This window comes from Kitasatospora sp. NPDC127116 (genome assembly GCF_042677365.1).
GTDB lineage: Bacteria > Actinomycetota > Actinomycetes > Streptomycetales > Streptomycetaceae > Kitasatospora > Kitasatospora lactacystinica.
Map to the genome: position 1 here is coordinate 1 of NZ_JBHXTL010000170.1, position 17131 is coordinate 17131.

The window sequence follows — 17131 nt, forward strand, 5'->3', positions numbered from 1 at the left end:
CCCTACGGCAACGCCCGGTAGCCCTCGCACACCGCGCCTGCGCCGGCCTTCCGGGCCCCGCAGCCCTACGGCTGGCGGCCGCCGCCGCCGGCGGCCGCGCCCCGGCTCGACGAGCTGTTCACTCCCGGGGCCGTGTTCACCCATCGGCACCGGCCGCAGCCGCTCGTCATCGAACCGGTGACAACGGTGACCGGGATCGCCCTGCCCACGGGGCGGCTGGCGGTCTGCGACCCCTCGTACCTGCCCGGCGGCGCGGAGGGCGACCCGCTGGTGATCGAGGTTCCGCCCGGTGTCCACCCGGTGCAGGAGACCGGCGCCAGTTACGAGGACGAGATGTTCGGCGATCGCTTCACCGCCCGCGACACCTACGCCGTGCGGGTGCTGGTGAGCGAGAAGCCGACCGCCCGCTGGACGATGGCGGTCCCGCCGGGAGAGGACCCGAGGCTGCTGCGCGACGGCCAGTACTTCGGCTTCGGCGTCGACTCCGCCACCGGCTGCTTCGTCGAGTCCGCCGCCCGGACCGGCCTGGGCCGCCGCTTCATGCACGCCCTCACCTCCGGCGGTGGCGACGACCTCCACGAACTCGACGGCGGCTACAGCAAGGTGACCGAGGAGGCCGACGGGGCCGAGCTGGTCGCCTTCGTGCTGGGCGGAGACGGCGTCCACCCGGTCTGGGTGGGACACGACGACGCGGGTGAGGTCACGGCGGTCGTCGTGGCGGACGTCTTCGAAGTCGGCGCTCTGGAACCGTCGACCGGACCGACCGGACCGACCGGACCGACCGGACCGACCGGACCGACCGGATGACGGCCCTCCGGTGGGCGTGACCTCCACGCGCCACCGGCCGTCACCCGGCGGGCGGTCGGGTCGTTGAACCGGACGCGCTGCCCCGAGGGCGCAGCGGACGTCGGAATGCGGCCTGGAGGAATCTGCGGTGTCCACCGTCACCAATCCGTTCACGGGTGCCTACACGCCGGTGGGCGAGGAAGTCACCGCGTTCGACCTGCCGGTCACCGGCACGATCCCGGCCGAGCTCAACGGCCGGTACCTGCGCAACGGGCCCAACGGGATGCGGGCGGAGGACCCCAGGCCGAGGCACCTGTTCGGCGGGTACGCCATGGTGCACGGGGTGCGGCTGCTCGACGGGCGGGCCCGGTGGTACCGCAACCGGCTGGTGCGCAGCGCCGCCGTGGCCGAGGCCCTGGGGGAGCGGCCCCGCCCCGGCGCCGCCCCGCGGATCACCGACGTCGCGCCCAACACCCACGTCATCGGGCACGCCGACCGCACCTTCGCGCTGGTCGAGGGCGGCTTCCGCCCGTACGAACTCTCCTACGAGATCGAGACGGTGGGCGCCAGCGACTTCTGCGGCACGCTGCCCGACGGGTTCGCCGCCCACCCGAAGCTCGACCCGGTCACCGGCGAGCTGCACGCGATCACCTGGCAGCGGGACAGCGAGAACCTGCGGCACCTGGTGCTCTCCCCGCAGGGCGCCGTCGTCCGGGCCGTGGACGTCCCGGTCGCGCACCGGCCGGTGGTGCACGACATGGCGCTGACCCGGAACTTCGCCGTCGTCCTCGACCTCGCGGCGCGCGTCTGCATGGCCGACAACCTCGCGCGCAAGACGTACCCCGCGGTGTGGGACGAGACCGGCGGCGCACGGATCGGGCTGCTGCCCCGCGACGGCACCGAGGTCGCCTGGTTCGAGGTCGAGCCCTGCTTCGTCTACCACACGCTCAACGCCCACGAGGACGGCCACCGGGTCGTCATCGACGTGGTCCGCTACCCGCGGATGTTCGCCGGCGGCGCGCTGGACGGGCAGAGCAGCCCCACCCTGGACCGCTGGACCGTCGACACCGTCTCCGGCAGGGTCGCCGAGACCCGCCTGGACGACCGGCCGCAGGAGTTCCCGGCGGTCAGCCCGGCGGTGGTCGGCGGCGCCCACCGCTTCGGGTACTCCACCGTGGCCGGCGACCTGCTGCGCCACTTCGCGGCGGCCGGGGCCCTGGAAGCCCTGACCCCGGAGGCCGCCGGGGACGCCCTGATCAAGCACGACCTGAGCCGGCAGTCCAGCACCGTGCGGCGGTTCGGCGCCGGCCGCTACACCGGCGAGGCCTCCTTCGTCCCGAGGCAGGGCGCCCGCGGCGAGGACGACGGCTACCTGCTGGCCTACGTCCACGACCCCGAGCGGGGCGCGAGCGACCTGGTCGTCCTCTCCGCCGAGGACTTCACCGGCGACCCGCTCGCCACCGTCCACCTGCCGGTACGAGTGCCGGCCGGCTTCCACGGCAGCTGGATCCCCGACCGCGCCCAGGAGGACTCCGCATGAGCACCCCGCCCGCCACATCCCCGGACGGCCGGCCCCCGGACAGCCCGCCCTCGGACACGCCGGCCGGGGCCGTCGCCCGGCTGCGCGCGACCTTCCGCACCGGCCGCACCCGGCCGCTCACCTGGCGCACCGAGCAGCTGACCGGTCTGCGCGCCCTGCTGACCGGGCACCGCGAGGAGATCGCCGCCGCCCTCCACGCCGACCTGCGCAAGCCGCGCGCCGAGGCCGACCTCGCCGAAGTCGACTTCACCGTACGGGAGATCGACCACACCCTGCGGAACCTGGAGCACTGGCTGCACCCCGAGCAGGTGCCCGCCGCCGCGCTCACCCGGCTGCCGCCGGGGACGAGCGCCCACACCCGCCACGACCCGCTCGGGACCGTCCTGGTCATCGCGCCCTGGAACTACCCGGTGCAGCTGCTGCTGGTGCCGGTGGCGGGTGCGATCGCCGCGGGCAACACGGTCCTGGCCAAGCCGAGCGAGCTGGCGCCGGCCTGCTCGGCCCTGCTGGCGCGGCTGCTGCCGCAGTACGTGGACCCGGCGGCGATCGCCGTGCTGGAGGGCGGCGGGGAGACGGCCACCGCTCTGCTGGCCGAGCGCTTCGACCACATCCTCTACACCGGCAACGCCGGCTTCGGCCGGGCGGTACTGCGGGCCGCCGCCGAGCACCTGACCCCGGTCACCCTCGAACTGGGCGGCAAGTCACCGGTGTTCGTCGACCGGGGCGTCGACCTCGGGACGGTCGCGGCCCGACTGGCCCGCGCCAAGTTCGCCAACGCCGGGCAGACCTGCGTCGCCCCCGACTACCTGCTGGCCGACCCGGCCACGGCCCGGGCGCTGGAGGGCGCCCTGGAGCGGGCGGTCACCGAGCTGTACGGCCCCGACCCGGCGCGGTCGCGGGCGTACGGACGCCTCGTCGACGAGCGGCACTTCGACCGGGTCGTCGCCCTCCTCGACTCGGGGCGCACGGTCTTCGGCGGCCGGCACGACCGCGCGGACCGCTACATCGCGCCCACCCTGCTCGCCGAGGTGCGGCCGGACGCCCCGGTCATGCGGGAGGAGATCTTCGGCCCCGTCCTGCCCGTCGTCGAGGTCACCGGCCTGGACGAGGCGATCGCCTTCATCAACGAGCGGGACCGCCCCCTCGCGCTCTACGCCTTCACCGAGGACGGGCACGCCCGTCGGCGCCTGGCCGAGGAGACCAGCTCGGGCGGCCTGAACTTCGGCCTCCCGGTGGCCCACCTGGGCATCCCGGAACTCCCGTTCGGCGGGGTGGGGGAGAGCGGCTCGGGCCGGTACCACGGCCGCTGGTCGATCGACACCTTCAGCCACCGCCGGGCCTGCCTGGACGTGCCGCTGGACTGAGAAGTCCTCCGGTGCGGTCGGCCGGGGGAGACGGAGCCGGTCGCTTCGGACTCCGTCCGTCCCGGACCGTGTTCTTCGCGCACCACCGTGTTCTTCGCGCACCACCGGGGCTGACCGACGGGCCATCGGATATCGTGCACGGCCATGGGAGCGCTGATAGTTGTCCGGCACGGTCAGACCGAGTGGAGCCTGTCGGGCCGGCACGCCGGGCGCACCGACGTGGCGCTGACCGATGCGGGTGAGGCCGCTGCCAGGGCGCTCGCTCCGAGACTGGCCGAACGTCGTCCGGTCGCCGTGTTCAGCAGCCCGCTGAGCCGTGCGATGCGGACGGCCGCGCTCGCCGGTCTGACCGGTGTCCGGCCCGATCCGGACCTGGTGGAGTGGGACTACGGCGGCTACGAGGGCATGACCGCCGAGCAGATCCAGGAGTCCAGGCCGGGCTGGGACCTGTGGCGCGACGGCGTCGTTCCCGGGGACGCCGTCCATCCTGGCGAGCGGCTCCAGCAGGTGGCCGCGCGCACGGACGCGGTGCTGGACCGGATCCGGCCGCTGCTGGACCGGGGGGATGTCGCCGTGATCGCTCACGGCCATCTGGCGCGAGTGATCACCGTGCGCTGGCTCGGGCTCGACGCGTCCGCCGCCCGCCTGCTCGGCCACCCGCACCCGGGCTCTCTCGGCTTCCTGACCGTTGAGCACGGGCAGCCGGTCATCTCCGCCTGGAACGTCCCCTAACGCCAGGCCGGCGTCACGCCCGCTCGGTGCCGCGGCCCGGCCCGACCGGCCCGGCGAACCCCTGTCGTCACCGCGTCAGTCCTCCCAGCACATCGCGGTGATCGCGGTGGTGAGGGCCAGCCAGCCGACGATCGGGACGGTGAGGGTGAAGGCGAAGGACCACTGGAGCGCGATCAGGAGGACGCTGCCGGCGAAGGCGAAGACGGAGAGGAACAGGCAGGCGATGGCGGGGAGGACCCAGCTGTCCCGGCCGCGACGGAGCAGGGTGTGGACGGCGAGCAGGGTTCCCGCGCCGACCAGCAGGGCCAGTTCGAGGAAGGTGAGCCAGGGGACGTCGGTGACCGGGGAGCGGTGGCCCTGGTGGGAGATCTCCACGACTCGGCCGTTCCACAGGGTGAGGTCCACGTTGTCGCCGCTCCGGACGCTGCCGAAGAGGCCGTCGGAGACGGCGTAGGTGTCGGTGGGCGCCGCCTCGCGGGAGACGGTCACCTCGTAGTGGGGGGAATCCTCGTTCGTGCCGGCCCTCCTGTCCGTCACCCGGCCGGTCTCGTGGGTGGTGCAGTCCGTGGCGGGCGCGGAGGTGGCGGAGGCGGCGGGCGCGGCACAGGCCGGGGCGCTGCGGTAGGCGGTCGCCGCGTCGTAGGCGTCGACGAACCAGGAGAAGCCGAGGGCGACGGCGGCCAGACCGGTCAGGACGAGCAGGACCCGGGCCACGACCCGGGCCGCGACGGCGGGCGGCGGGGCGGCCCTTCAGCGGGTGGGAGGGGCCGTGGGGGCGGGGTGGTGGCGTTCGTACGGGCGGTGCCGGGACGCGGTCGGCCACGGCCGGGGTTCCGTCGACGGGGGAGGGGGCGGGGGCCGGCTCCCGTGGCTCGTCGCCGCCGGCGACCTCGATCCGCGCGTCCATCGCTCTCCCTCGGCCCTCCCGGGCGGTTCCCGGGTTCAGCCGGGATGATGGCAGGGATCGATCGTCGCGAGGGAGCAACCGGAGGAGTTTGTCACCGACTTGTCGAACTCGGCCGGTCAGGAGCAGGCGGCCGGGGAACGGAACGGGACGGGGGCGGGGACGGTCAGGGCAGCAGCAGGCCGGCGAGCTCGTCCAGCAGTTCGGCGACCCTGCGGGCCTTCGCCGGGTCCGGGACGGCCTTGGCGATGACCGGTTCGGCGGGCCGGGCGACGTGGGCGCGGATGGCTCGTCGGGCGTGGTCGGAGACGGTCAGCAGGGTGCGGCGCCCGTCGGCCGGGTCGGGCGCGGCGTCGAGCAGGCCCTGTTCGCGCAGCCGGGCGACGGAGACCGAGACGTGGCTCTGGGCGAAGCCGGTCCGGACCCGGATCTCCTGGACGGAGGTGGCGGGGTGCCGGTACACGTCGGCGATCACGGCGATCTCCCCGGGGGTGAGGTGCTCGGAGGCCGGGTCGGTGATCAGGGCGCGGCCGAGTTCGGTCAACCGCTTGCCGAGTCTGAGGAGTTGCACGCCGTCCATGCCGGACAGAATACATCTTCACCGATGCATCGGTGGCGATGTAGATTGCGGGCATGACGACCTCCGAACCGCTCAGCCCGGTCTCCCGCACCGCCCTGTCCGTCGCCCGGGTGCGGGCCTACGAGAGCTCCCGCCCCGACCCGCTCTTCGTCGACCCGTACGCCCTGGCGTTCGTCACCGCCGCCGGCCTCGAACCGGCCCTGTCCGGCCCGGTCAGCAGCCTCGCCAGGGGCCTGGTCACCCACGGCATCCTGCGCACCCGCTTCTACGACGACCGGCTGCCCGCCGCCGGCGCCGACCAGGTGGTGCTGCTGGCGGCCGGCCTGGACACCCGGGCGTACCGGCTGGACTGGCCGGCCGGAACCCGGGTGTTCGAGCTCGACCTGAGCCCGGTGCTGGCCTTCAAGGAGCAGGTCCTGGACGGGCTCGGCGCCGTGCCGCGGGCCGGGCGCACCGCCCTGGCCGCCGACCTGCAGGACCCGGGCTGGCCCGAGCGGCTGGTCGCGGCCGGGTTCGACCCGGCGCGGCGCTCGGTCTGGCTGGCCGAGGGGCTGCTGGTCTACCTCACGGCCGAGGAGGCGGCCGGACTGCTCACGGCGGTGGGCGGGCTGGCGGCCCCGGGCAGCCGGCTGCTGCTGGAGCAGGGCCGGGACGTGAGCCGCACACCGCACGACCCGGCGCTCGCCCACGTGACCGGGCTGTGGCGCGGCGGCCTCGGCCCGGACACCGACGGATGGCTCGACCGGAACGGCTGGACCGTCGGCATCACCACCCTGGTCCGGCTCGGGGAGGCCTACGGGCGCCCGCTGCCGGACCCCTCCACCACGACGACGGCCTTCATCGAGGCCGTACGGCGGGAGGTGCCCGGCGGGGCCGCTCAGTCCTGATCGGCGTTGCGGTCGGACACCGGCGGGGGGTACGAGCCGGGGAGAGCCGGTCGGGGCCCGACCTGGCGGGTCGGCGGCAGGGCCCGGTGGGTCGGTGGCGGGCCGGACGGCACGGCCATTCCCGGGGGAAGGTCCGGGCCGCCGCCGGGGCCGAGGCCGAAGGCGTCGCCGCCGTCGTCCTCCCAGTCGAAGCTGTCGTCCATGAGCTTGTTCTGGGCGATCGTCACCATGATGATGAGGTCGTTGTCGAAGCTCTCCTGGTTCACACCGGTCCGGAACAAGTGTTCGGCGTCGGCTCGGCGTGGCCAGTTGCGGCGGAAGACCTCGCGCACGCCCGCCCAGAGTGCGTCGCGCTCCGGCCCGTCGGCCGGGTCGCCAGTGCCGTTGGGGACGATGACGCCGGTGACGGGGTGGTTGTGCTCGTCGAAGGCGCGCAGTGCGGAGCGGTAGCGTTCGTGCCCGACCACCCACGGGTCCACCAGGAGAACGCTGACCTGGTTGTCCTCGCGGGCCTGGTCGAGCTTCTCGTTGAGGTCGTCGTCGATCTCCTCCAGCGTGGTGGTGTACCCGGCGCCGGTGATCACCTGCTGGGCGCGAGCCGCCAGGGAGGGCCGGGTGGGTGGGTGGTAGGGCGCCCAGTGCCACGGCTTGGAGCCGTACCAGCCGCCGTCTGCGGAGACGGCCTCCGAGGCGCGCCCGGCCGCGATGAACAGCCGCACCCTACCGGGGTCGGACGCCGCGGGCGGTGCCGCCGGGGGCGGGAAGTAGCCGCGCACGGCGCCGAGGTCGAACTCGGGCAGCTCGCCGAGCCGGCGCGCGGCCGCGTCCCGGACCCGCTCCGCGACCACCCGGACGACCTGCTCGTACACTCCGGCCTGTCCGCTGCGCAGCAGCGCCCGCAGGCCGTACCGGGCATAGGCCTCGCCCATGTCCGGCTGGGCCCACTGGACCTTGTTGACCTCACCGGCCAGGTCGCGCTGCTCGACGGGCTCCCAGAGCACCGGGATCAGCGCCGGAACCTGCGCCCCGGTCTCCTCGTGGTGGCGGCGGACCCGGCCGCGGAAGGCGGTCCACTCCTTGCCGCAGTAGAGACTGGCGAAGTAGGCCGGGGAGTAGAGCGCGACCATGGTGCGGCTTCGGCCGAGCATCGTGGCCAGCCGCTCGGCCCAGTCGTCGCCCAGGCGCAGCTGCTCGGTGTCCCGGAAGGCCAGGTCCTCGACCGGGCCGTCCACGCCGAGCAGCCGCCCGAGTTCGTTCCGCAGGTCGAGGAAGAACTGGTCGACGAAGGCGTCCTCGGCCTCGAAGTCCCGCCGTGCGTAGCTGAAGAAGAAGTACGGGCGCTGTGCCCCGCCGGAGGCGCGGTCGCGTCCCGGGGGGAGCGCCGTGTTCCGCAGCGGGGCGCTCCTGCGCCTGGTCGGCGGGGGCGTGGCGGCGGGCGGGCGCGGCGGCGCGGCCGGGGCGGGCTGCCCGCCGCTCAGCAGGGCGAGGGCGTCCGGGCTGACCAGGGCGAACGCCGGCCGCTCCGGGGCCGCTCCGGGGCCGGAGCCCGGAGTCAGGGCGGGGAACGTCTCCCCGGCCGAACCGGCGTGCTGCTCGATGTACCCGCCCACCCGGTGCAGCAGGTCGACGGTCTGCCAGGCCGCCGACCGCGGCAGTGTCCGCAGCAGGACCTCCCGTACGCCCGGCCGAAAGGCGTAGTGGCCGTCGGCGCCGGGCAGGGCGGTGAGCATCCCGCTGAGGACGAGTTCGGCGAGCTGCTGCGGGCGGGGGCGCGGCTCGACGGCGGCCTGGACCAGCCGCATGACCGGCAGGTTCGGTACACCGACCGCCAGGTGCCCGGCGAGCCGGAACGCCTCCGGCGAGGCCACCGCGCGGAACCGTAGGACCAGGTCCTGCGCGGACAGGTCGTCAGGGTCCTCGCTCGCGGGTGCCGCCGGGCCCGTCGGACGGAGCCGGCCGGCCGCTCCGGGCACCCGGCCGGTGCGGCCGGCCACCAGCTGCGCCCAGTGCGCCAGCCAGCCGTCGGTGGGCTCCAGGACCGGTATCGGAGTCCCCTGCTCCACGCCGTCCTCCCGGTAGGGCGTGAAGGCCAGGCTCGCGTTGGGGGCCGCCTCCCCGGGCGCGGAGAACAACCCGGCGGTCGCGGGCAGGGCCGTTCGCCGCCACATCCGTTCGGGCAGCGGCTGGACGACGGCCGTGGGCATGGCGGCGGCCCGGTCGCGCAGCGCCCGGTGCCACGGACCGGCCGTGCCCTCGGAGGCCCACCACTGCGGCCCGGCGCAGTCGCTGACGACCAGCAGGGCGGTCCGGTCCGGTCGGGCGGTGGGGATCCGCAGGCGGAGGGGGGTTCCGGTGGGCGGTACGCGCAGCAGTCGGACCGTCCGGAAGAAGCCGGTCTGGGCGGCGAGTTGGTGCAGTTCCCGTGCCAGTGGCCGCCAGACGGTCATGGTCGGGCCGTCATCGAAGGCGATCACCAGGTCGAGCCAGGGTTCGGTGGTGCGGCGCAGGACCGGGAGCCAGAACCTCGGCATGGCGTCGTGCGCGGCGATCCGGTGGACGGTGCGGATCTCGTCGAGTTCCCAGCCGCGGGTGGTCGGGACGCGGCGGGCCAGTGGTCTCAGGGCTCGTTGGAGGGGGAGGGGGCGGCCGAGCAGGGGCGGGGCCGGGGTGCGGAGCGACAGGTGGGGAGCGGCCTCGGTCGCGGGTCGCGGATCGGCGGTCGCCGGCTCCCGGGCGTGCAGGGGCGAGGGGGCGCGGCCGTCGGCGGGGGCCGGGAGGTGGTCGGCTTCGCCGGACGCGCCCTGCCCGGTCGCCGACCCGGGGGACCGCCGGCCGGAGCCGGGAGAGCTGTGGCACGCGAGCCAGAGCAGCTCGGCCAGTTCGGTCGGCGAGGGGTGGTGTCCCGAGGCCCGGGCGAGGACCGCCGCCAGCCCGGTCAGGCCGGTCGGAGCGGCGGCCCCGGGAGGCTCGGCGGGCTCCTCCGGCCCGCCTTCAGAGGAACTCATCGCCGCCGTTCTCCGGTCCGAGGTAGGCCATCAGGTGTTCGGCGAGTTCGTCGCGTGAGGCGGTGTCCAACCCGGAGGCACCGGTGAGGTAGATGGCGTTGAGGAGCTGGTCGGTGGCGAGTTCACCGGCCTCGGCGCGGGCGAGGAAGCGGTCCAGCAGCCGGCGGGCGTTGTCGTCGAGCTCGCCGAGATGGGCGCGGACGATCTCCTCCAGCTGTTCCTGACCCGGCCGGGCGAACCTGAGGGTGACGCACCGCCGAAGGAAGGCCGGCGGGAACTCGCGCTCGCCGTTGCTGGTCAGCACGACGAACGGGAAGGCCCGACAGCGTACCCGGCCACGCCGGACCGGTACCCGCCGGTCGCTGCCGTCGATCATCACCGCGGCCTCGGGGGTGCTGCGCGCGGCGCGCACCAGTTCGGGGATCTCGTACCAGCCGCCCTCCAGGATGTTCAGCAGGTCGTTCGGCAGGTCGAGGTCGCACTTGTCGATCTCGTCGATCAGCAGCACCCGCGGCTGCTCGTACGGCAGCAGCGCGGTACCGAGCGGGCCCAGCCGCAGGTGGTCCTCGACCGCCTCGCCCGGCGCGGGACCGCCTGGCCCGCCCCCGGCCGGTCGTCCGTCGGCCGCCCGGCTGGCCGCGTAGAGCCGGGACAGCGGGTCGTAGCTGTAGAGTCCGTCCTCCAGCGTGGTGCGGCTGGTGATGTTCCAGCGGAGCACCGGACCGAGCGACAGCTCGCGCGCCACCGCGTACGGCAGGCTGGACTTCCCGCTGCCGGGCGGGCCGGTGACCAGCAGCGGGCGGCGCAGGTACAGGGCGGCGTTGACCAGCTGGACGGTCGATTCCGTGGGGCGGTACGTGCGCGCCCGATGATCCTGCTCGGGCGAGGCCGCCGCCTCCTCCCGCGGAGGGTCGAGGACCGGCCCGCCGTCGAAGGTGCGCCACGGCGGCGGGGAGGGCAGCAGGCGGATGCGGTCGTGCGGCTCCGAGGCGCCGGTGAAGACGGGCCAGAGGGTCATGCGGGTCCTCTCCAATGCTCCTGGCCGACCGGCGACCGCCGGTACCCGCCGGGCTCGGGAAACCAGCGGGGATCCTCCCACAGCAGGGTCAGTCCCCGGGCCCAGTGGGCCGTTTCGCCGTCGTGGACGAAGGCGCTCCGGCGCAGCGCGTGCACGTACTCGGGCAGCTCGGCCGGAGCGACGGTGGCCAACTGCTCGACGAGCAGGTCGAGGAATCTGTGCCCGGCGCAGCTGTCGGCCGCCTCGGGCCCGTGGGTGCCGCTGCATCCGGTGCGCGGCCAGACCACGATGGGAACGGCGGCGTTCAGGCTGGCGGCGAGCAGCCGCCTGGTGTCGGCCAGCTTCGGTGGGCGGCCGAAGCCCACCGGGTCGTGGGTCGAGCCGAGCCGGACGGCCAGGCGGTCCGCGGTGTGGGCGCTTCCGCAGTCGATCCGGTGGACGACGGACGAGGTGAGCCGGTCCAGGTTCTCCCACTTCTGGTGCAGTCTGAACTGCAGCGCACCGCTGCGCCGCCGGTCGATGTCCATCAGTACGACGGGGGAGAAGCAGCCCAGGGGCGTGGTGTCGTCCTTGGCCCGGTGCCATTCGTCGAGCGGCTGGTTGAGCCACTCCCGGGGGACGGCGAAGGCGATCAGGGCGCTGCCCCGGCGGTCGAGTTCGTGGAACGCGGCGTCGATGTGCTCCAGCACGAAGGCGCGGATCCGGGCCTTCGGCAGCGTCCGGGTGCCGACCACGTGGCGGTGTCCGGCGCGGAACGCGGAGATCTCGACCACGAACGACCCGGTGCCCGAGCCGCTGCGGTCGACCTCGACCAGGATCGGCGACCAGCGGGGCCGGGGCGGGGGGCCGGGCGGCGCGGCGTCGGCCGGTCGCCGGTACCGGTGCAGCCAGTGGCGCAGCGAGCGCTGCGCCGCGGTGTCCTCGGTCCGTGCGGCGAGCGCCTCGACCAGGGACGTGACCGGGCACTCGCCGGGCGCCGCCACGACCTCGGACAGCAGGTACCAGGCGAGGTCCCAGTGGGAGTCGAACTCCCGGGAGGGGTGCGCCGGTCCGAGCGGGCCGACCGCGTCGGCGTACAGGGTGGCGAGCTCCCCGGGCCGGGCCGACTCGTCCATTCCGACCAGGGTGGTGCGCAGCAGGCGTTTGGCGTCGGCGGTGAAGCCGTGGGTCGGGACGAGGTCGGCGGCGGGCGGCCAGTGACGGGCGATGACGTGGGCGGGGATCATCCGGCCGCTGCGGACATCGGAGGACCTGGCGGCGGCGGAGACCATGCCGGCGACCCGGCCGGTGCCCTGCACGACGGCTGCGGCGCCGCTGAATCCGCGGGCCAGAGGCTGACCGTTGGGAGTCCAGGCCTCCAGCTGGATCCACTCGCCCGCGATCAGCTGGTCGGCGGTCACTCGGAACTCGGCGAGGGTTCCGCCGTCGTAGCCGCGCGGGAAGCCGTACCCGAGCAGCTTCGGTGCCGGGTGGGCGTAGGCCTCGTCGAGCGCGGCGAACCGGGCGGGTTCGACCGGGACGACGGTGTCCAGGAGCAGGACGGCGACGTCGCCCGGGTCGTCGACCTTGCCGTTCCAACCGCCGCGCTCCACCACGGTGGCGCCGACCGGCCCGAGGTCCGGACGGCCGACGAACACCACCTGTGCCCGGCGGTCACGGTCGACCACGTGGGCGCAGGTCAGCACCTCGCGTGAGCCGACGAGGAATCCGGACCCGGTCTCGCCGCCGCAGGTGATCCTCACCTGCCAGGCTGCGGTGGGCACGTCGGGTCAGCTGTCCTCGCCGTCGGTCCCGTGGTCGTCCGGGGCCGGAGGGTGCTCGACCGGACGGTGCTGTTCGGGCTTCCAGGAGAGCTTCACCACCAGGTGCCCCTCCAGGCTGCTCTTGGCGATCACCGCACCGGCCTCGGTGGTGAGCTTGACGCCGAACTCGATCTCGACCGTGTCGGGCTTCAGCCGCCCGTCACGGAACACACTCAGTGCCGACTCGGCCGCACTGTGGATGCCCTGCAGCGCGTGCTCGAAGGTGCGGCCCGCCTGGACGATGGCACCGTCCCCGCGGGCGACCAGTTCGAGGCCGGGCCCCTCGTCGTCGACCTCGATGACCACGTTCGCGCCGCCGTCGGTCCGGAATTCGACCAGCGAATCCACCGGATGCCCCCTGTTCAGACCTGAACCCCGTACGTACGTCGGACAGTATGCCGCTTCCGGGGGCGTGCGGGCAGTCGATCGGAATCATGGAATCGACCTTCCCCTTGCGATCTTGACGGAGGCTCACCTGCGGTCGGCCGGCCGCGGCGGCCAGGCGCCCGGGGCCAGGACGCCGGTGGCGTAGGCGCGGGCGACCAGGGCGGTGCGGTTGGGGACGCGCCAGCGCCGGGTGAGCCGGGCCAGGTGGTAGTTGACTCCGTCCGGGGTGACACCGATCTCCCGGGCGATCTGCGCCGTGGTGTCGCCCCGGGCCGCCGCGGCCAGGATCCGGGCCTCGACCGGGCTGACCTCGACCTGCGGGCCGGGAGCCGGGGCGGCGGCCGCGGGCTGCGCCGCCCGCAGCGACAGCAGCAGGCTCGGGGTCTGCTCCGGGGTGTCGCCGACCAGGTCGACGGTCATCTCGCCGTGCCGCTCGCGGCCGTCGGCGGACGTCCAGGAGACCCGCGCCGGGTACTGCGAGCGGCGGTGCAGCCGGACGGCCTCGGTGAGCGCCTCAAGGGTGCCGGTGTCCCGCAGGGTGAAGAACTCCAGGATCCTACGGTTGTGCAACTGACCTGGCAAACGGCCGAATTCGACGGCCATGGCGCGGTTGACGATCAGGATGCGCCCGCCGAACTCGCACACCGCGATCGGCAGCGGCACGTGGTCCAGCAGCCGCAGTGCCCGGTTGCGCCAGATCACCGCCGCTTCCCGCGGGCTGTCCGGTACCGGGCCGCAGCCCTCGGTCGTCCGCATCCGTCATTCTCCTTCCCCGGGGCCTACGCTGACGGTCCGTAGCAAGCCCGTAACCGACCCGGGCACTACACAATCATGTAGTGACCGCGGCCCGCATCCCCTCCCGGTGGGCGCACAGTGGTGGGAGACGAAAGTTTCCTGCCGTGGGAGGGGCACACCGATGACCGAGACCGTGGAGCGCACGACCGAGGACGAGCGGGCGGCCGGGGGCGAGAGCCGGGCCGTCCCCCTGGTGGACATCTCGGCGATGCCGCCGGCCGCCGCCCCGGTGCTGCGCATCATGGAACTGGCCAGAGAGCACGGCCCGGCCTTCGTCCAGCGACTGCACGGCCGGGACACCCTGGTCGTCAGCGGCCTGGAGCTGGTCACCGAGCTGGCCGACGAGACCCGGTTCACCAAGTCGATCGGCCCGGCCCTGGAGAACGTCCGGCAGTTCACCGGAGACGGCCTGTTCACCGCCTACAACGACGAGCCCAACTGGGCCCGGGCGCACGACATCCTGATGCCCGCCTTCGCGCTCGGCTCGATGCGCACCTACCACCCGGTGATGCTGCGGGTGGCCCGCCGGCTGGTCGACTCCTGGGACCGCCGCGAGGCCGCCGGACAGCCGGTGGACGTGCCCGGCGACATGACCCGGATGACCCTGGACACCATCGGCCTGGCCGGGTTCGGCTTCGACTTCGGTTCCTTCGAGCGGGACGAGCCGCACCCCTTCGTCGAGGCGATGGTGCGCTGCCTGGAATGGGCGATGACCAGCCTCACCCGCGACCCGGAGGCGGACCACCGCGAGCGCGACGCGGCCTTCCGCGCCGACTCCGACTACCTGGCCGCCGTGGTGGACGAGGTGATCGCCGCCCGCGCCGAGGAGGACGTCCAGGGCCCGGCCGAGGACCTGCTCGGTCTGATGCTCGGTGCCGTCCGCCCCGCGGACGGCACCCGGCTGGACGCCGAGAACATCCGCAACCAGGTGATCACCTTCCTGATCGCCGGCCACGAGACCACCTCCGGCGCGCTCTCCTTCGCGCTGTACTACCTGGCCAAGCACCCGACCGCGCTGCGCCAGGTGCAGCGGGAGGTGGACGAACTCTGGGGCGACCGGGCCGATCCCGAGCCCTCCTACGAGGACGTCGGACGGCTGCGCCACACCCGCCAGGTGCTCAACGAGGCGCTGCGACTGTGGCCGACGGCGCCCGCGTTCAGCCGGGAGGCGCGCGCGGACACCCTGCTCGGCGGACGCATCCCGCTGCGCGCCGGGGAGACCGTCCTCGTCAGCACGCCGCTGCTGCACCGCGACCCGGCGTGGGGCGACAACCCGGAGCTGTTCGACCCGTCCCGGTTCGACCCGGAGTACGAGGAGAGCCGCTCCCCGCACGCCTTCAAGCCCTTCGGCACCGGCGAACGCGCCTGCATCGGGCGGCAGTTCGCGCTGCACGAGGCCGTCATGCTGCTCGGCATGCTGGTGCACCGCTACCGGCTGATCGACCACGCCGACTACCGGCTGACCCTCAAGCAGACGCTCACCATCAAGCCCGACGGGTTCACCCTCGGCCTCGCCCGGCGCACGCCCGCCCCGGCCGTCGACGCCTCCCGCGCGGACTCCCTGGCCGCCGCCGCGCCGACGGCGGTCGGCCGGCAGGGCGGACCGGCCGCCGGGCGTCCCGGACGGGTCCGGCGGGGCACCGGGCTGCTGCTCCTGCACGGCTCCAACTACGGTGCCTGCCGGGAGTTCACCCGGCAGCTCGCGGAGGCCGCCGCCGACCTCGGCTGCGAGACCGCGACCGCCCCGCTGGACGCGTACGCGGACGGCCTGCCCACCGACCGGCCGGTGGTGATCACCGCCGCCTCGTACAACGGGCAGCCGACCGACGACGCGGCCCGGTTCGTCCGCGGGCTCCAGGAGTCCCGGGAGGGCGGCGGGGCCGAGGGCGTCGAGTTCGCAGTGCTCGGCATCGGCGACCGCACCTACGCCGCGACCTACCAGCGCGTCCCTGCGCTGATCGACGACCGGCTCGCCGAGCTCGGCGGCACCCGGCTGCTGGCCCGCGCCGAGGCCGACGCCTCCGGCGACCTGGAGGGCACCGTGCGGCAGTTCACCGGGGCGCTGCGCGAGGCCCTGCTGGCGCGCTACGGGGACGCCGACGCCCCCGCCGGGGTGCCGCCGGTGGCCGCGTACACGGTGACCGAGGTGACCGGCGGCCCGCTGGCCGCGCTCGCCGCCCGGCACGACACGGTGGAGCTGACCGTCACCGCCGTCGGCAGCCTGACCGACCCGGCCTACCACCGGGTCAAGCGGCTGGTCCGGCTGGCCCTGCCGGAGGGCACCGGCTACCGGACCGCCGACCACCTCACCGTGCTCCCGGCCAACGACCCGGTGCTGGTCGAGCGCGCCGCCAAGCTGTTCGGCGCCGACCCGGACACGGTGCTGAACATCGTGGCGCACCGGCGCACCGGACTGGCCGTCGACCGCCCGCTGACCGTCCGCGAACTGCTCACCCGTCACGTCGAGCTGCAGGACCGGCCGAACGCCGAGCAGCGCGCCGCGCTGGCGGCGCTCAACCCCTGCCCGCCCGAGCAGGCCGCCCTGCGGGCCCTGCCCGACGACGACCCGCGCACCCTGCTGGACCTGATCGAGGACCACCCGGCGCTGCGGGAGCGGCTGAGCTGGCCGGTGCTGCTGGAGCTGCTGCCGCCGATCCGGCCGCGGCACTACTCGATCTCCTCCTCGCCCACCGGCGACCCCGGCCAGGTGGAGCTGATGGTCTCGGTGCTCAGCGCCCCCGCCCGCTCGGGCCGGGGGACGTTCCGGGGCGCCGGATCCGGCTACCTCGACCGGGTCGCCGTCGGCGACACCGTGCTGGCCCGGGTCCAGCCCTGCCGGGAGGCGTTCCGGATCGGCCACCGCACCCCGGTGGTCATGATCGCGGCCGGCACCGGCCTGGCACCCTTCCGGGGTGCCGTCGCCGACCGCCGGGCGCTGCTCGCGCGGGGCGCCGCCCTCGCCCCGGCGCTGCTGTACTTCGGCTGCGACGACGAGGCGGCGGACTACCTGCACCGCGGCGAGCTGGAGGCCGCCGAGCGGGCCGGCGCGGTCTCGCTGCGGCCCGCCTTCAGCGAGCGGCCCCAGCAGGGGCGGCGCTACGTGCAGGACCGGATCGCCGCCGAGGCGGCCGAGGTCCGGGAGCTGCTGGAATCCGGCGCCGAGGTGTACGTGTGCGGCGACGGGGCCCGGATGGCGCCGGGCGTCCGGGCGGCCTTCCGGGCGCTGTACCGGGAGCGCACCCCGGGCGCCGACGAGCAGCGGGCGCAGGCCTGGCTGCAGGGGCTGATCGAGGCCGGGCGGTACGTCGAGGACGTGTACGCGGGCTGACCT

Annotated in this window: 13 protein-coding genes; 6 read left to right on the plus strand and 7 right to left on the minus strand. The window is 74.6% G+C overall.

Going from position 1 to position 17131, the window contains the following annotated elements; genetic code table 11:
* Window positions 1–177 precede the first annotated feature (177 nt).
* The 4 genes from ACFVHV_RS39270 to ACFVHV_RS39285 all read left to right on the plus strand — a co-directional run bounded on the left by ACFVHV_RS39270 (window position 178) and on the right by ACFVHV_RS39285 (window position 4422).
* Window positions 178–807 (plus strand): DUF4241 domain-containing protein, encoded by a 630-nt coding sequence (locus tag ACFVHV_RS39270; protein ID WP_380358041.1) that lies wholly within the window; start codon window positions 178–180, stop codon window positions 805–807.
* Window positions 808–934: 127 nt separating this feature from the next.
* The gene (locus ACFVHV_RS39275; protein WP_380358044.1) at window positions 935–2326 is read left to right on the plus strand and encodes a carotenoid oxygenase family protein; all 1392 of its coding nucleotides are present in this window, start codon (window positions 935–937) and stop codon (window positions 2324–2326) included.
* On the plus strand, window positions 2323–3690 hold the full coding sequence (locus ACFVHV_RS39280; RefSeq protein WP_380358047.1) for an aldehyde dehydrogenase family protein: 1368 nt from the start codon (window positions 2323–2325) through the stop codon (window positions 3688–3690). Before ACFVHV_RS39275 ends, ACFVHV_RS39280 begins: the two co-directional genes overlap by 4 nt.
* Window positions 3691–3834: 144 nt before the next feature.
* Window positions 3835–4422, plus strand: coding sequence for a histidine phosphatase family protein (locus ACFVHV_RS39285; protein WP_380358049.1), 588 nt, complete (start codon window positions 3835–3837; stop codon window positions 4420–4422).
* A gap of 75 nt (window positions 4423–4497) precedes the next feature.
* Here ACFVHV_RS39285 and ACFVHV_RS39290 read toward each other — a convergent pair whose 3' ends face one another.
* Both ACFVHV_RS39290 and ACFVHV_RS39295 read right to left on the minus strand, forming a co-directional pair.
* The gene (locus ACFVHV_RS39290) at window positions 4498–5136 is read right to left on the minus strand and encodes a hypothetical protein (RefSeq protein ID WP_380358051.1); all 639 of its coding nucleotides are present in this window, start codon (window positions 5134–5136) and stop codon (window positions 4498–4500) included.
* A 356-nt stretch (window positions 5137–5492) separates the two neighbouring features.
* Window positions 5493–5906, minus strand: a complete 414-nt coding sequence (locus tag ACFVHV_RS39295; protein WP_380358054.1) for a MarR family winged helix-turn-helix transcriptional regulator — start codon at window positions 5904–5906, stop codon at window positions 5493–5495.
* A gap of 53 nt (window positions 5907–5959) precedes the next feature.
* Between ACFVHV_RS39295 and ACFVHV_RS39300 the strand changes: the two genes are divergently transcribed.
* Complete coding sequence (locus ACFVHV_RS39300; RefSeq protein ID WP_380358057.1) at window positions 5960–6793, plus strand: SAM-dependent methyltransferase; 834 nt, start codon at window positions 5960–5962, stop codon at window positions 6791–6793.
* On the opposite strand, the gene ACFVHV_RS39305 is transcribed toward ACFVHV_RS39300, so the two are convergent.
* The 5 genes from ACFVHV_RS39305 to ACFVHV_RS39325 form a co-directional block, all read right to left on the minus strand.
* On the minus strand, window positions 6784–9798 hold the full coding sequence (locus ACFVHV_RS39305; protein ID WP_380358060.1) for a TIR-like protein FxsC: 3015 nt from the start codon (window positions 9796–9798) through the stop codon (window positions 6784–6786). The genes ACFVHV_RS39300 and ACFVHV_RS39305 overlap by 10 nt on opposite strands.
* Window positions 9785–10816 carry an AAA family ATPase gene (locus tag ACFVHV_RS39310; RefSeq protein WP_380358063.1) on the minus strand — a complete coding sequence of 344 codons (1032 nt, stop codon included), beginning with the start codon at window positions 10814–10816 and terminating at the stop codon, window positions 9785–9787. The genes ACFVHV_RS39305 and ACFVHV_RS39310 overlap by 14 nt, the downstream gene beginning before the upstream one ends.
* On the minus strand, window positions 10813–12579 hold the full coding sequence (locus ACFVHV_RS39315) for a trypsin-like peptidase domain-containing protein (RefSeq protein WP_380358066.1): 1767 nt from the start codon (window positions 12577–12579) through the stop codon (window positions 10813–10815). Before ACFVHV_RS39315 ends, ACFVHV_RS39310 begins: the two co-directional genes overlap by 4 nt.
* A gap of 6 nt (window positions 12580–12585) precedes the next feature.
* Window positions 12586–12966, minus strand: coding sequence for a CU044_2847 family protein (locus tag ACFVHV_RS39320; protein ID WP_380358068.1), 381 nt, complete (start codon window positions 12964–12966; stop codon window positions 12586–12588).
* A 123-nt stretch (window positions 12967–13089) separates the two neighbouring features.
* On the minus strand, window positions 13090–13761 hold the full coding sequence (locus tag ACFVHV_RS39325; protein ID WP_380358071.1) for a helix-turn-helix transcriptional regulator: 672 nt from the start codon (window positions 13759–13761) through the stop codon (window positions 13090–13092).
* A gap of 160 nt (window positions 13762–13921) precedes the next feature.
* On the opposite strand from ACFVHV_RS39325, the gene ACFVHV_RS39330 reads away from it, so the two are divergent.
* Window positions 13922–17128, plus strand: coding sequence for a cytochrome P450 (locus tag ACFVHV_RS39330; RefSeq protein ID WP_380358073.1), 3207 nt, complete (start codon window positions 13922–13924; stop codon window positions 17126–17128).
* The last annotated feature ends 3 nt before the right edge of the window (window positions 17129–17131 follow it).

What these genes read in the sequence shown, in the direction of transcription:
- ACFVHV_RS39280 (WP_380358047.1), top strand. Translation starts at nt 2,323, where the DNA reads ATGAGCACCCCGCCCGCCACATCCCCGGACGGCCGGCCCCCGGACAGC.
- ACFVHV_RS39285 (WP_380358049.1), top strand. Translation starts at nt 3,835, where the DNA reads ATGGGAGCGCTGATAGTTGTCCGGCACGGTCAGACCGAGTGGAGCCTG.
- ACFVHV_RS39295 (WP_380358054.1), bottom strand. Translation starts at nt 5,906, where the DNA reads ATGGACGGCGTGCAACTCCTCAGACTCGGCAAGCGGTTGACCGAACTC.
- ACFVHV_RS39300 (WP_380358057.1), top strand. Translation starts at nt 5,960, where the DNA reads ATGACGACCTCCGAACCGCTCAGCCCGGTCTCCCGCACCGCCCTGTCC.
- ACFVHV_RS39305 (WP_380358060.1), bottom strand. Translation starts at nt 9,798, where the DNA reads ATGAGTTCCTCTGAAGGCGGGCCGGAGGAGCCCGCCGAGCCTCCCGGG.
- ACFVHV_RS39310 (WP_380358063.1), bottom strand. Translation starts at nt 10,816, where the DNA reads ATGACCCTCTGGCCCGTCTTCACCGGCGCCTCGGAGCCGCACGACCGC.
- ACFVHV_RS39325 (WP_380358071.1), bottom strand. Translation starts at nt 13,761, where the DNA reads ATGCGGACGACCGAGGGCTGCGGCCCGGTACCGGACAGCCCGCGGGAA.
- ACFVHV_RS39330 (WP_380358073.1), top strand. Translation starts at nt 13,922, where the DNA reads ATGACCGAGACCGTGGAGCGCACGACCGAGGACGAGCGGGCGGCCGGG.